The organism is Nocardiopsis sp. LDBS0036 (assembly GCF_041228755.1).
GTDB classification, from domain to species: domain Bacteria; phylum Actinomycetota; class Actinomycetes; order Streptosporangiales; family Streptosporangiaceae; genus Nocardiopsis; species Nocardiopsis dassonvillei.
Genome location: NZ_CP141103.1, coordinates 3546198 through 3559147, shown reverse-complemented (window position 1 = coordinate 3559147; position 12950 = coordinate 3546198). Strand labels below are relative to the sequence as shown.

Genomic DNA, 12950 nt, shown 5'->3' with positions numbered 1-12950 from the left:
TAGTTCAACTAGTTCCGGCCAAGGCAGCATTGATCGATTTCAGATCCATGGGATATAAGTTGAACTATCGTTCATATAAATTCGGGGCGCATGGGTCCCGTGATGCGGAGGGGTACGCCATGGCCTGGTTCTTCCTGGTCGCGACCGTCGTGACCGAGGTACTCGGGGCGTTCGCGACCCGTGCCTCGGACGGCTTCACCGCCCCGGTCCCCACGGTGCTGGCGGTCGTCAGCGTGGTGGCGGCCTACTACCTCTTCTCCCTCGCGCTGCGGCACGGGATGCCCGTCGGGGTGGCCTACGGCCTGTGGACGGCGCTGGGCGTGGCCGCCGTGGCGGCCCTGGGCGTGGCCCTGCTCGGGGAGGCGCTCACCTGGCCGCGGGTGGGCGGTCTGCTGCTGGTGACCGTCGGCACGGCGTTCCTCCAGATGGGCGGGCGGGAGGAGGGGGAGCGGGCCGCCGCGGGGCCGACCCCCGGGCCAGGGGAGTGACCGGGGGCGGCGCGTCCTAGGATGGCCCGCATGCCTCCTCTCCAACGCCCCGGAACACTCCGGTGAAGGTCTCCTCGGTCGTCTCCTTCGTCGTCTTCGTGGCCGTGTTCGTCCTCTCACGCCAGGCCTCGCGCCGATTCCTGGCCGAGACGGTCGAACTCTCCGGCTTCGTGCTCGAAGCCGCCTCGTTCGCGGCCTCGCTGGCCCTGGCCGGGCTGGCCTCCGGCGCGGTCCTGTACACGGCGCGCCTCTTCCAGCGGGACTGACGTCCGGTCGGCGCCGGGAGGGGACATCACGCGCCGAGTGCCCGCGGATAACGGGAAAGTCCCAGTACACGGCGGTGACGGCCGTACGGGAGGGTCGGAACCTAGACTTTCCCGTGTGGGAGCGGAGAGGGCGCACGGGGACGTGCGCGGTGCGGCGGACAACCCCTGCGACGTGCACCGGGACGCACGCGGTACGGCTGGGAGGACGCCCGGTGCGCACGGGGCCCTCCTCCGTGCGCCCGGCGACCGACCCGGAGACCGAGACCCCGCCCCGTCCGGCGCCCGCACCCGGCTGGAGCATCCGTGACCGGCTCCGACCGCGGACACCGCCGCGGCGCTCCGCCGGGGACCCAGGACGGCCCGGCCGGACCTCGGGGGCCTTCCGGCGTCCGCGTCACGCGGAGGCTGCGCCTGGACCCCATCGGACCCGAGCACGCCCGCGAACTGTGGCGGCTGCACCGGGACCCCGGCGTCGCCCGCTGGTACGGCGGCAGGTGGACGCGGGGGGAGGCCTGGGAGAGCGCCCTGCACATGGAACGGGCCTGGGAGACCGACGGCGTCCACAAGTGGATCGCGCACGACCGGTGGACCGGCGAGCTGGTGGGGCGCGGCGGCCTGTCCCGCGCCGTGGTGGACTCCCTGTGGTGCCTGGAGGTCGGCTGGGCGGTCCGCGAGTGCTTCTGGGGGCTCGGCTACGCCAGCGAGATCGGCCGCGCGGGGCTGGAATTCGCCTTCCACGACCTCGGCGCGGACGAGGTGGTCTCCTTCACCGAGGTGCACAACCTCCGTTCCCGCGCGGTCATGGAACGGCTCGGTTTCGGCTACGCGCGCGAGATCCGCCACGGGGGAGAGCCCTTCGCGCTCTACCTGATCAGACGCCCCTGAGACGGCGGGTGCGCGAGGTGCCAGCCCACTGGCCGTGGGCACGGGACGGCCGAACCGCGCCGGGGAGCGGTCGGTGGGGGTGGGACGGGTCACGCGGAGCACGGTGCGGTCGGGGCGGAGCGTGCCGGACGCCCGGCGGCGCGGGAGTTCCGGTCCGCGCGGGCGCGGTACGCCGCGCCGTAAAAACGTTGCCCGGGTCCGACCTGCGGCGTTAGCGTCCCCCTCATGAGAGCTTTGACTGAGCGGGACATCCGCACGTCGTTCGTGAACTGCTCGAAGGGGGAGGCACAGCGGCTCTCGCTGCCGCGCGACCTGGACCGGCGCCCGTGGGAGGACCTGGACTTCCTCGGCTGGCGCGACCACACCGCGCACGAACGCGCCTACCTGGTCACCGAGCGCGGCGACCGGCTCGTGGGCGTGGCCTTCCGGCTGTCGAACGCCCGCGTCGGGCTGCGCCGGAGCGTGTGCTCGGTGTGCCTGACCACCCACCCCGGGCGGGGCGTGGCCCTGCTGGCCGCGCCCAAGGCCAGGCGCGCCGATCAGGACGGCAGCACGGTGGGGCTGTACATGTGCACCGACTTCGCCTGCTCGCTGTACATCCGCGGGAAGAAGCAGCCGGAGCCGGGCGGGCGGTTCGAGGAGTCCCTCACCGTGGACGAGCAGATCGCCCGCGCCTCGACCAACCTGGGCGGCTTCCTGGACCGGTTGTCGGCCTGACCAGCACGTAGACCCCGGCCACCACGGCCACGGACACCACGGCGGCGGGCGTCACGCCCGCCGCCGTCCTGTGTGCCCGCCGTGTCGCGGGCCGTCACCGGGTTCGGCCCCCAGAACCGGGGCGTCTGTGCCGTCCCGGCGGCCCTGACCGCCCCGGTCGCTCACAGGGGTCCGACGGGCGGGCCGTCCCGCCCGGCCGGACGCCCGGGGCGTCCCTGGTGGTCCGGTCGGCTCCTCCGGTTCCCCTCAGCCCAGCGGGCTTCCCCTCGGCTCGTCCGTTCCGGGTGACCCGACCGCCCCTCCGGTGCCCCTCAGTCCACCGGGTGCCGGGGCTCCACCACCGTCTCCGGCCCGGGGTAGACGAGCCGTTCCTCCCCGTCGGGGAACCGCACCACGTACGGCGGCCCGTCGTCGGCGCCGCGTACCTCCACGATCTCCCCGACGTGCTGACCCTCGGTGCTCACGACCCCGTGCGTACGCACGTAGTCGCCGATGGACGCCCGCATGACCTCTCCCCCCCCGTTCGACCGGTTGGCCGTCACCCACGGGACCTACCCGAAACGCCGGTCCGGCGAAACGGCCCCCAGCGAGACGGCTCCCGGCGGCGCCGGGTAGGCACAAGTGCGTATCCGGTCCCCGACGAACCACAGATGTGGGCCCGGGGCCCCTCTTCCTAGCGTGGTGCACCACGAGAGCGGAAGAGAGGGGAAACCGTGCTCACGGTGCGCGAACTGACCAAACGCTACGGGGGGAGGACGGCGGTGGACGGACTCACCTTCACCGTCGAACCCGGGCGGGTGACGGGCTTCCTGGGGCCCAACGGCGCGGGGAAGTCCACGACCATGCGGATGATGCTGGGCCTGGCCCGGCCCACGTCGGGAGAGGCGCTGGTCAACGGCCGGGAGTACGGGCGGCTGGACCGGCCGACGCGGCGGGTCGGCGCCCTGCTGTCTCCGGACGCCGCCCATCCCGGGCGCAGCGCCCGCGCCCACCTGACCGCGAAGGCCGCGGGCGGCGGTATCCCGAGGAGCCGGGTGGACGAGGTGCTGGAGGAGGTCGGTCTGACCGGCGTCGCCCGCCAGCGGGTCCATGGGTACTCCCTGGGCATGCGCCAGAGGTTGGGCGTCGCGGACGCGCTGCTGGGGGATCCGGGGGTGCTGCTGTTCGACGAGCCGGTGAACGGGCTCGACCTGGACGGCGTGCGGTGGATGCGCGACCTGACGCGGCGGCTCGCCGACGAGGGGCGCACCGTGTTCGTCTCCAGCCACCTGATGAGCGAGATGGAGATGGTGGCCGACCACCTGGTCGTGGTGGGGCGAGGGCGGCTGATCGCGGACGCGCCGATCTCCGACGTGATCGCGGCCTGGTCGCGCACGCACGTGCTGGTGCGCAGCCCGGACGCCGCGAGGCTGCGGGAGGGTTTGGAGCGGCTGGGGCCGTCGGTGCGGGTCGAGGCCGAGGAGGACACCTGGGACGACAGGGGTGTTCGGGGTGTTGAGGAGGCCGGTGCCGAACGATCAGCACGGGGTGCCGGTGGCGGACGGGACCGAGACGGCAGCCGGGGCCGGGGTGACAGCTGGAACCGGGGTGACGACCGGGGCACCGGCCTGAGGGTGTTCGGGCTGGGCGTGGCGGAGGTCGGCGACCACGCGCACGCCGTGGGAGCGCGGATCCACGGGCTCCGACTGGAGGAGGCCTCGCTGGAGGAGGCCTACCTGGAACTGACCGGGGATTCCGTCGAGTACGGCGCCCGTTCCGGACCCGCCGCCTCCGGCCGGGACGCTTCGGGGAACGCGGCGCCCGCGTTCGGGAACGCGCCGGGGGACACGGGACCCGCCGCCGGGAACTCGGCGTCTTCCGGGAGCACCGTGGGACCGGCCGGGCTACTGCGCCGCGTGGGACTCAGGAGGTCCCGGTGAACCGGTGGCGGGAGGAAGGGGCGCGAGCCCGTGGCGGGAGCCGAAGCGGGCGGGACGACAGGGGTGAGGAGAGCATGACGGGTGTGTCGAGGGTGTCCGATGCCACGGGTGTGAAGGAGGGTTCCGAAACCTCCGCAAGCGCCGAGGGAACGCGGGGGGCCGCGGGGACGGCGAAGGCGGCCGGGGCGGGGACCGACCGCTCCGGGGGCCGCCCCCGGACGGACCTGTTCCGGGAGGTCGCCGCCGAGTGGATCCGGCAGTCGTCCCTGCGGTCCACGTGGTGGGCGTTCGGCGCCGCGCTGGCGGGCATGGCCGTGTTCGCCGCGCTCATGGGCTACACCGAGTGGACCCGGATCATGGAGAACCCGGACGAGGCGGACGGCGCCGCGTTCATGCGGCTCACCTCGCAGGGGCACTTCTACCTGGTGCAGATCGCCGTGCTGGTGATGGCCGCGCTGACCGCGACCGGGGAGTTCGGCAACCGCAGCGTCACCAGCACGCTGCTGTGGCGGCCCGCACGGGGGACCGTGCTGGTCGCGCGCACGCTGGTGTCCGCCGGACTGGCCTTCGCGGCGGGCGTGCTCGCCACGGTGACGGCGGTCGCGGTGCTGAGCGTGTTCGTCGGCCGGTACGCCTCCGCCGACGTCGCCGAGACCCTGGCGACGTCGCTGAACGCGGGCGTGTGCATGGCGCTGTTCGCGGTGCTGTTCGTCGGGATCGGCACGGCGACGCGGAGCATGCCGGGCACGTTCATCGTGGGGTTCCTATTGCTCATGGGGCTGCCGATGGTCATGCAGCTCTCCCAGGTGCAGATGATCAGCGACTTCGCGGCGCTGATGCCGGGAACGGCCGGAATCGAGTTCTACGCGGGCGGTGACGTGGGCTTCTACACGGCTCCGCACGACGGGCCGGTGAACATCGCCGCGGTCGTGGGCTGGGCCCTGGCCGCGCAGATCGTGGCCCACACCGAACTGCGCGTGCGCGACGTGTAAGGGACCGGAGGAGCCTGACGGGGCCCTACCGGTGGCCGGAGGCCCGGGACGCGCCTTGCGCGTCCCGGGCCTCCGCGGTGCCGGGTGCGGGTACCTAGCCCGAGCCCTCCCGGCGCCCGCCCGGGGACTAGTCCCCGCCGACGAACTCCATCGCGGGCAGGTCCGGCGAGGGGCCGTCCAGGATCGGGTCCCGCTCACCGCGCAGGTGGGCGTCGAAGAAGGCCGTGACGTAGGCGCGCTGCGCCCGGACGGACTCCTCGGGGTCGACGGTGCCGATCGCCCCCTCCACCAGGTCGGGCCAGGCGCGGTTGCCCGGCTGGAGGGCCTCGTCGACGCCGGGCAGGACCCACTGGTGGTCGGTGTAGCTGAAGTGCTCGCCATCGGCCATGTACAGCTCCAGGACGTCGACCGAGGAGGCGTCCACGAAGGTCCGGAACCCGGCGCTGTACCCGCTGTGGTGCGGTTCGAGTTCGACCCCGGCCCTTCCCGCCGTCAGGAGCGCGAAGGGGCGGTCGGCGCCCCGCAGGTTGGCCTCCGACCACACCTCGTCGCCGACGTGGTAGCCGATGGTGCCGTCCAGGTCCAGCCCCGCGTCGACGCGGTCGTCCTCCAGCATCACCTCGGCGGCGGTGAGCCCTCCGGCGGAGTGGCCGAACATGCCCACCGCCTCCAGGTCCAGCGCCCCGCCCAGGCCCTCGGGGGGCTCCTGGCCGCCCGCGTCGGGGCTGCCGCCCTCCGCGAGCGCGGTCAGCCCGTCCAGGACCAGGCGGGTGTCCGCGCGCCGGACCGCGACGGCCTCCTTGAGGGCCTCGGTGCTGAAGGAGGGGGCGCTCGTGCGCAGTACCCGGCCGTCGGGCATGTCCACGGCGAGGGTCTCGTAGGGGTGGTCCATGGCGGCCACCACGTACCCGTGGGAGGCGAGTTCCTCCAGGTGCAGGGCGTTGAGGAACCGGGACTGCTCCATCCCCGGGGAGTAGAGGACCACGGGGAACGGGCCGGTGTCTGCGGCCGGGACGTCCTGGAGGGCGTTGACCCGGAAGGCGTCGAAGTCGACGCTGTCGCGGTGGAGTCCTCCCTGCTCCAGTTCGCTCTTGAGCACCCCGGAGACGGAGGGCGTGACGTAGGGCGCGGGTTCGCCGGTGCCCGTGCCGTCCCCGGCGGAGGTGCCGCCCTCCCCGCCTGCGCCGGTGCCTTCTCCGGCCGGGTACCAGACGCTGACCATGACGTCCCGTTCGGTGGCCTCCTCCACCCAGGGGTGGCCGCGGTCGGGGTCGACCAGGTGCAGCTCGGTCCGGCCGACGGCGTGCGGACCTGTGGGTTCGGGCGGGGTGAGGACCACGCTCCCGGAGTCGGTGGCCGCGTTGAGGGCGGTGGGGATCGAGAACGCCGCGGCGAGGACGAGGGCGGCCGATCCGTAGGCGGTCGCGCGCCTGGCGCGGACGGAGTTGGTGGTGTTCATGCCGACCATGCTCGGGGCCGGGGCGTCCGGCGCACATCGCCTGGACGGCAGCGGCCGGGTAGGCACAAAGGGGTAGGGCGGGCGGTGGGAGCGGGGCGTGGGGGCGTGGGGAACGGGGTGAGGGCATGCCGACGGAGAGAGCCCTGGGGACCCCCTGATTCCATCGAACCGCAGCGAAGACCCCCGCCGCCAGCCCCGATCCCCGCCTGTGGACAACCTGTGGACCCGTGTCCATGGACCCGCACCCTCCGGGCCGGCCGGCGCCCGCGGACGGCTTCCACCGGCGGGCCCCTCGTCCAGCGCGCCGGGACCGGACCGGGACTGGAGCGGGAGCGGACTGGGCCGGGCCGGGCCGGATCAGGAGCGGGCTGGGTCCGGGAGCGGACCGGACTGCGGCCTCAGGCCGGTCCGGCTCAGACCAGTCCGGCCTCGTAGGCCACGACGGCGGCCTGCACCCGGTTGCGCACGTCGAGCCGGGTGAGGATCGACCCCACGTGCACCTTGACCGTGCCCGGGGCGATGGACAGGCGGCGGGCGATCTCGTCGTTGGAGCACCCCTGGCCGACCAGTGCCAGCACCCCGCGTTCGCGTTCGGTGAGCCGCCCGACGCGTTCGCGCGCCGCCGACGCGCGGGACAGCCGCCCTCCGGAGGCGTCCAGCTCGTCGATCACCCGGCGCGCCACCTCCGGCGACAGGTACGCCCCGCCCTCCGAGACCGCGCGCAGCCCCTCCACCAGCTGCCGGGGGTCCCCGCTCTTGAGCACGAACCCGCTGGCGCCCCCGGACAAGGCCCGCGCGATGTAGGCGTCCTCGGAGAACGTGGTGAGGATGACCACCGCCGTCCCCGGGTGCTCCCGGGCGATGACCTCCGTCGCGGCCAGGCCGTCCGTGCCGGGCATCTGCACGTCCAGCAGCGCGATGTCGGGACGGTGCTCGGCGACCAGGGCCACGGCGGCGGCACCGTCCCCGGCCTCGCCCACCACCTCGATCCCCGGCGCCGCCGACAGGATCGCGCGCAGCCCGGCGCGCATCATGGCCTCGTCGTCGGCGAGAACGAGGCGAAGCACCCCGGCACCGTCTGTCGCGTTCACGCCGACACCCTACTGGGGCGCCCGGTCAGTGCGCCGCCCGGTCAGTCGGTCCGCTGGAGCTCGTCCTTGGCGACCAGGACACCGTCCTCGAAGCACAGTCGGTACACCGGCGGCAGCCCGTTCTCGTACCGGGACAGGTAGAAGAGGCACCGGGCACGGGGCGGCGCGGACGGCTCGGAGGCCCGGGCCGACACCGAACCCTCGGGATAGGAGAACCGGGGGAGCACCTCCTCCACCCGCTCCCGGTCGTCCCCCACGGTCAACCGCTCGTACCGCTCCGCGGGCAGGACGGTGTTGACGCCCACCCAGGACAGCAGGCCCAGGCCGACCGCCGCCAGCCCCAGGCCCAGCGCGGCCGGAACGGCGACCGCGGTCACCAGTCGGCGCCGCGCGCGGGCGCGGGCCTCGCTGTGAGCGCGACGCGTCTCCGACTCCCCGAGCTCCTCCGCCCCGCCCTCGGCGCCGGGGTCGGGCACGGTCGCCCGGACGGTGAACCCCGCGCCCTCCTCCCGGCCCGCGGCGAAGCTCCCGCCGAGCCCTTCCACCAGGGAGCGCAGCCCGGCCAGGCCGGACCCGCCCCCGCTCCGCGCGGGCAGGACCGTCCGCACGGCCCCGGGCGGTCCGGTGTCGCTGACCGACACCCGGGTCCGGTCGGACTCGCGGACCACCCGCACGGTCACCTCCGCCTCCGGCGCGTACTTGGCCGCGTTGGTCAGCGCCTCCTGGACCATCCGGTGCACGGCGCCGCCACCCGGTGCGGACGGGTCCGGATCGGGGCCCTCCCGCAGCAGCCGGACCCGCATACCGGCGTCCGAGGCGCGCTGCACCAGGTCCGCCACCGACTCGCCCGTGCCCGGCTCGTCCGTGTTCAGCGTGCCTGCCTTCGGACCGCCCGCGTTCGGTGCGCCCGTGTTCGGCGTGCCTGCCTTCGGACCGCCCGCGCCCGGTCCGGAAGCGGCTTCACCGTGGCCGTCGCCACCGTCGTCGTCCTCGCGCAGCACCCCGATGATCTCCCGCAGCCGCAGGTTGGCCTCGTGCGCCGCCGTGCGCAGCTCACCGGCTGCCCGGCCCTGCTCGGAGTCCTCAAGAGCGGTCATCTCCAGGGCCGCCGCGCGCACCGCGATCAGCGCGAGGTCGTGGCCGAGGGAGTCGTGCATCCGGGTCGCGATCCGGGCGCGCTCCCGCAGGCGGGCGCGGTCGGCCTCGGCCGCGCGGGTCCGCTCCATGCGCTCGGCGATCTCCCAGCCGCCCCGCCACACCCGGCGGCGCAGGCGCTGGTAGCGGCCGAACAGCCAGGGGGCGAGTGTGCTCAGCGCGATGACGAGGACGACGCCCAGCCAGTCCACGGAGTCGGACAGGAACGCGCGGACGCCCGCACCGAACACGAGCCCCGCCGACAGGTGCAGGACGAGGGTGAACGAGCACGCCACGACCACCATCGTCACCACCGGGCGCACCCGTTCCGAGCGCAGGCCGGTGAGCAGCGCCAGCACAGCCACGGCCAGCCAGGGCGCGATCACGGTGGTCTCCACCACCAGGAACCCCGAGGCGGACGTCTGCAGGACCGCCCCGCTGAGCATGACGCCCAGGGAGACGAACGGCAGGGGACGGGACAGGGCCGCCGCGACGGTCAGGGCGGCCAGCAGGAGGCACGTTTCGAGGACCGGCGGCCGGTCGCGGACCCCGGAGAGCTCGATCACGATCAGCGCGCCCAGAAGGGCCCACAGCACGGCCTCGAAGGCCGGACGGGCCCACCCGCGCGGTTCTCTCCGGATCTCCCGCATGGCCCCAGGCTAGTCAGCCCTGCCGTCAGTACCCCTGCCAGCACTCCCGTCGGGCGGTGTCTCCGGAGCCGCGCCGAACCTTCCCGCCGCGCGGAGTGTCGGAGGTACATGCGACAAAGTCCTGATCACCCCCGACACCAGGAGAGAGCCCGTGCCATCCGGATTCCACAGCCCCGGACACCCCGAGGACCTGCCGCGCCCCGAGGTGCTCTGGACGCTCGGCACGCTGAGGATCGCGCTGTCCGCCGGCTTCGGCCCCGTCTGGTCGGAGGGGCACCGGGTCGAGGACGACGGTGTCCTGCTCCTCCAGGACGGCGGCGGCAACTGGTGGCGGATGGCCCGTGTCGAGGGCGGTCGGTACCTGATCATCGGCTGGGACCGGGCGGGGAGGACCGACAGTGCCTTCCGACCCCCGGTCAATCCGTACGCGGACGCCCCGGAGTGGCTCCCCTGGGAGTGGATCTCCCGGCTGGAGGGCGGCGTCCCCGTCGGCTTCGTGTACTGGTGGGAGGACGGGACGTGGGCGCGCTCGACCTACCACGACCAGGTGGACGAGGACGGTGTGGGAATGCGCCTGTCCGCCTTCGTCGGACCGGAGGAGGCCACCCACCACCTCCTGGCCCTCGTCAACGAGGTGGTGTCGGTGACCGGGGGCCCGCGTCCCGACGAGGGTGACGACCCCTTCGACGACCTGGGGGAGCGGCTCTACACCCGGGTGAAGCACACCGTCGAGGGAGGAGCGGTCGACTTCGGCTTCCTGGACCCGATGCCCTTCGACACCGCCGCGGCCACCAGCGTCCTCCGCGCCGCCGGGGTCTCCGGGGACGGCCGCCCCGCCGCCCCGCTTCCCGCCGGGAGGGAGAAACCGGCCGAACGCGGCCGGACCCGCGTACTCAGCGACCAGGAGTGGTCGGTCCTGGTGGAGTCCGTGATGCGGACGGCCGCGGAGAGGCCGCGACCCGCGCCCCGGGAAACCGGACCACTGCGCGAGCTGGGCGACCTCCTGCGCGGTCTGGCCGCCGAGCACGGAGGCGAAGTGACCTACACGATCACCGGCGGGAACAGCCAGAGCCAGTCCACGCTGGTGGACGCCGGGGGCAACCGGATCCAGCAGGAACCGCGCGGCCACCACGACTACGAACTGCGCTGGGTCGAAGGCCACCCCGAGCACGGCACGTGGTTCTTCCTGCGCGCCCGGGCGACTCCCGACGCGGTGGAGGTCGACCGGGCCTACGACCACCGGCCGGAGTGGTCGACGGAGTCCGCCCTCGGCGTCGGTGTGTGGGTCGGGGACGTCGCCGCGGAGATGGCCGGCCGTACCCCCGAGTGGCGCCCGGAGTGGGTGTGGCTGCTGGACGAGGAGACCGCCTACGACCCGCCCGCCGACCCGTTCGTCCGTCCGGCCTGACCGGTCCGTGCCTGACCGGTTGGTCCGTGCCTGACCGGCCCGTGCCTGGTCGGTCCGCGCCCCCGGGCACGGCACGCGTTCCACCCCGGCCGGAGGTTGTGCACAGGCACGGAACAGGGCTGGCGGAGTGAGGGCCGATCGCGGTTTGCTGGAAAGCGGGGGGTCCCCCGGGCCCGCCCATCTCGACGTGCCCGCACACCGTCTCACCCCGCGCCCTGCCCGCGGACACACGGACCGCCCCCCGCAAAAAAAGGGGGGCGGTCCCCGTACTCCTTCCGGGGCCCGCTAGCTTCTTCCGGAGCCCGCTCACTCCCCCCGGAACACGGGGGCCATCGCCGCCTCGAAGCGGTCCACCCACTCCCCGGCGTCGCCCTCCACCCACGGGCAGTCGCTGACGAAGTCGTCCCACTCGTCGGAGTCGAGGCTGCCCTCCTCCCGCAGGAAGCGCTCGTCCACGGTCTCGGCCCGGTCGCCCAGTTCGGGGCGCAGCACACCGACCAGCAGCTCACGCGAGGGCCGCGCGCTCTCGGCCAGCAGGACCGCGTCGTAGAGGTCCTTGCCCTGCGGGTAGGTGTCCGTGTACAGCCACAGCACCTTCCAGGCCAGGGACAGCTCCGCCCCGGCCGCCAGCACGTCCGACCCCGCCACCGACACCGCCACCGGCGGCTCGGGCAGCGACTCGTTGAACACCACGTCGATCTGCACGGTGCCCGGGGGCAGGCCCCCGGCCCGCCAGGGGACGACCACTCGGCGGCCCGGCGCCCGCTCGTAGGTCCAGATGCTCTCCAGCCGCACGCCCTCGGCGTCGAAGGAGATCCCCTGCGCGGAAGCGTCCGTGACGGCCCCGACCACGTCCGCGAACATGCGGTCGGCCGGGTCCCCGAACGGGGCGGTCTCGGCCGGGACCACCACGAAGTCCAGGTCCCGGGGGCGCCGGGCGGCGTCACCCACCCACACCGGCATGAGCATGCTGCCGCGCAGCATGAGGCTGTCCCGCCACGGTGTACTCGAGATCGCGCGCAGGGCCAGCTCCATCGCCCGCCGGTTGGCCTCCCACCAGCGGGAGCCCAGGCCGGGGTCGGTGAACACCGGCTCACCCGCCCGGTAGGCGTCGTCCAGGTGCTTGAGCGCGGGGTCGAACACCTTGCCCTGACTCGCCTCGGGGCCGTCGGTGTTGGGCACGTAGGTGCCGGGCGGGCGCTGCCGGTAGCCGTCCGGCGCGTACACGCTCGGCGGCACCTCGTCGGCGTCGCGGACCGGGGCGGCGTCCATCCATCCCGCGTCCACGGACAGGGCGGTGTCGTGGACGACGAACTCCCGCTCGACGGACAGGACCCTGGGCTGCCACCCCTCCTTGTCCTCGAAGGTCACCCCGGCCCTCTCCAGGGTCTTCAACAGCGCGTGTTCGAACCGGGCGGCCTCCCTGTGGCCCACACGTGAGCACCGCTGGGTGATGAACCGCTCCTGGAAGCCGTCGTCGCGGACCCTGCGCGCGTTGCGCGACAGCCGGGCGCGGTGGGGTTCCACGATCGCGGACAGCGCCGCCAGGTCGGCCGACGCGGGGAGCAGGAGTTTGACGTGCGTCTCGAAGTAGCACGACTCCGGCAACAGCTCGGCCTCCTCCCGGTCCCAGGGCACCCCGGCGGCCCGGCGGGACACCTCCAGCTTGGTGCGGGTGACCGCGAACCCGGCCCCTGCCAGCAGGGCCGCCCAGCGCTCCGCCACGGCCAGCTCCCGCGCCAGGGTGCTCCCGTCGGAGTGGTAGGTGACCATCGGCTGTGACGGGGACTCGCCCCGGTCCAGCTCGATGTGGGTGAACTTGAGCCCGTGCTCGCGCGCCCACTCCGACGCCTCCGCGACGCGCCCGGGGGCGGTCGCGTCCAGGGTCAGGTGGGTCTCGAAGTCACCGGAGAACTCCATCGGGGGCCTTCTTCTGTCTCG

General features: G+C 73.9%; 12 protein-coding genes. 7 read left to right on the top strand and 5 right to left on the bottom strand.

All coding sequences use genetic code 11. From position 1 onward, the window contains the following. The first annotated feature begins 119 nt into the window (after positions 1–119). The 4 genes from UIS43_RS14965 (at position 120) to UIS43_RS14950 (ending at position 2356) form a co-directional block, all read left to right on the top strand. Positions 120–488 carry a multidrug efflux SMR transporter gene (locus UIS43_RS14965; RefSeq protein WP_013155258.1) on the top strand — a complete coding sequence of 123 codons (369 nt, stop codon included), beginning with the start codon at positions 120–122 and terminating at the stop codon, positions 486–488. 62 nt (positions 489–550) lie between these two features. Further along, complete coding sequence (locus UIS43_RS14960; RefSeq protein ID WP_013155257.1) at positions 551–754, top strand: hypothetical protein; 204 nt, start codon at positions 551–553, stop codon at positions 752–754. A 303-nt stretch (positions 755–1057) separates the two neighbouring features. Continuing rightward, a complete protein-coding gene (locus UIS43_RS14955) occupies positions 1058–1639 on the top strand; it encodes a GNAT family N-acetyltransferase (RefSeq protein WP_071622840.1) in 582 nt (193 codons plus the stop codon). 225 nt (positions 1640–1864) lie between these two features. Beyond that, on the top strand, positions 1865–2356 hold the full coding sequence (locus UIS43_RS14950; protein ID WP_370010391.1) for an FBP domain-containing protein: 492 nt from the start codon (positions 1865–1867) through the stop codon (positions 2354–2356). Positions 2357–2667: 311 nt separating this feature from the next. Here the strand turns inward: UIS43_RS14950 and UIS43_RS14945 are convergent, their stop codons facing one another. Beyond that, positions 2668–2862, bottom strand: a complete 195-nt coding sequence (locus tag UIS43_RS14945) for a DUF1918 domain-containing protein (RefSeq protein WP_013155254.1) — start codon at positions 2860–2862, stop codon at positions 2668–2670. A 207-nt stretch (positions 2863–3069) separates the two neighbouring features. Between UIS43_RS14945 and UIS43_RS14940 the strand changes: the two genes are divergently transcribed. Both UIS43_RS14940 and UIS43_RS14935 read left to right on the top strand, forming a co-directional pair. Further along, positions 3070–4275 (top strand): ABC transporter ATP-binding protein, encoded by a 1206-nt coding sequence (locus UIS43_RS14940; RefSeq protein WP_370010388.1) that lies wholly within the window; start codon positions 3070–3072, stop codon positions 4273–4275. Between the two features lie 74 nt (positions 4276–4349). Further along, positions 4350–5267 (top strand): ABC transporter permease, encoded by a 918-nt coding sequence (locus UIS43_RS14935; RefSeq protein ID WP_370010387.1) that lies wholly within the window; start codon positions 4350–4352, stop codon positions 5265–5267. A gap of 127 nt (positions 5268–5394) precedes the next feature. Here UIS43_RS14935 and UIS43_RS14930 read toward each other — a convergent pair whose 3' ends face one another. From UIS43_RS14930 to UIS43_RS14920, 3 genes are all read right to left on the bottom strand, one after another. Further along, positions 5395–6726: an alpha/beta hydrolase family protein gene (locus UIS43_RS14930; protein WP_370010384.1), complete on the bottom strand. Its 1332-nt coding sequence runs from the start codon at positions 6724–6726 to the stop codon at positions 5395–5397. A 413-nt stretch (positions 6727–7139) separates the two neighbouring features. After that, entirely contained in the window at positions 7140–7793 is a 654-nt protein-coding gene (locus UIS43_RS14925) for a response regulator transcription factor (protein WP_019607841.1), read from the bottom strand. A gap of 65 nt (positions 7794–7858) precedes the next feature. Continuing rightward, complete coding sequence (locus UIS43_RS14920) at positions 7859–9601, bottom strand: sensor histidine kinase (RefSeq protein ID WP_370010381.1); 1743 nt, start codon at positions 9599–9601, stop codon at positions 7859–7861. A gap of 151 nt (positions 9602–9752) precedes the next feature. Between UIS43_RS14920 and UIS43_RS14915 the strand changes: the two genes are divergently transcribed. Beyond that, the gene (locus UIS43_RS14915; RefSeq protein WP_370010379.1) at positions 9753–11009 is read left to right on the top strand and encodes a hypothetical protein; all 1257 of its coding nucleotides are present in this window, start codon (positions 9753–9755) and stop codon (positions 11007–11009) included. Between the two features lie 306 nt (positions 11010–11315). Here the strand turns inward: UIS43_RS14915 and UIS43_RS14910 are convergent, their stop codons facing one another. Continuing rightward, entirely contained in the window at positions 11316–12929 is a 1614-nt protein-coding gene (locus UIS43_RS14910; protein ID WP_370010377.1) for a nucleotidyl transferase AbiEii/AbiGii toxin family protein, read from the bottom strand. Positions 12930–12950: the final 21 nt, after the last annotated feature.

What these genes read in the sequence shown, in the direction of transcription:
- UIS43_RS14965 (WP_013155258.1), top strand. Translation starts at nt 120, where the DNA reads ATGGCCTGGTTCTTCCTGGTCGCGACCGTCGTGACCGAGGTACTCGGG.
- UIS43_RS14950 (WP_370010391.1), top strand. Translation starts at nt 1,865, where the DNA reads ATGAGAGCTTTGACTGAGCGGGACATCCGCACGTCGTTCGTGAACTGC.
- UIS43_RS14945 (WP_013155254.1), bottom strand. Translation starts at nt 2,862, where the DNA reads ATGCGGGCGTCCATCGGCGACTACGTGCGTACGCACGGGGTCGTGAGC.
- UIS43_RS14935 (WP_370010387.1), top strand. Translation starts at nt 4,350, where the DNA reads ATGACGGGTGTGTCGAGGGTGTCCGATGCCACGGGTGTGAAGGAGGGT.
- UIS43_RS14930 (WP_370010384.1), bottom strand. Translation starts at nt 6,726, where the DNA reads ATGAACACCACCAACTCCGTCCGCGCCAGGCGCGCGACCGCCTACGGA.
- UIS43_RS14920 (WP_370010381.1), bottom strand. Translation starts at nt 9,601, where the DNA reads ATGCGGGAGATCCGGAGAGAACCGCGCGGGTGGGCCCGTCCGGCCTTC.
- UIS43_RS14910 (WP_370010377.1), bottom strand. Translation starts at nt 12,929, where the DNA reads ATGGAGTTCTCCGGTGACTTCGAGACCCACCTGACCCTGGACGCGACC.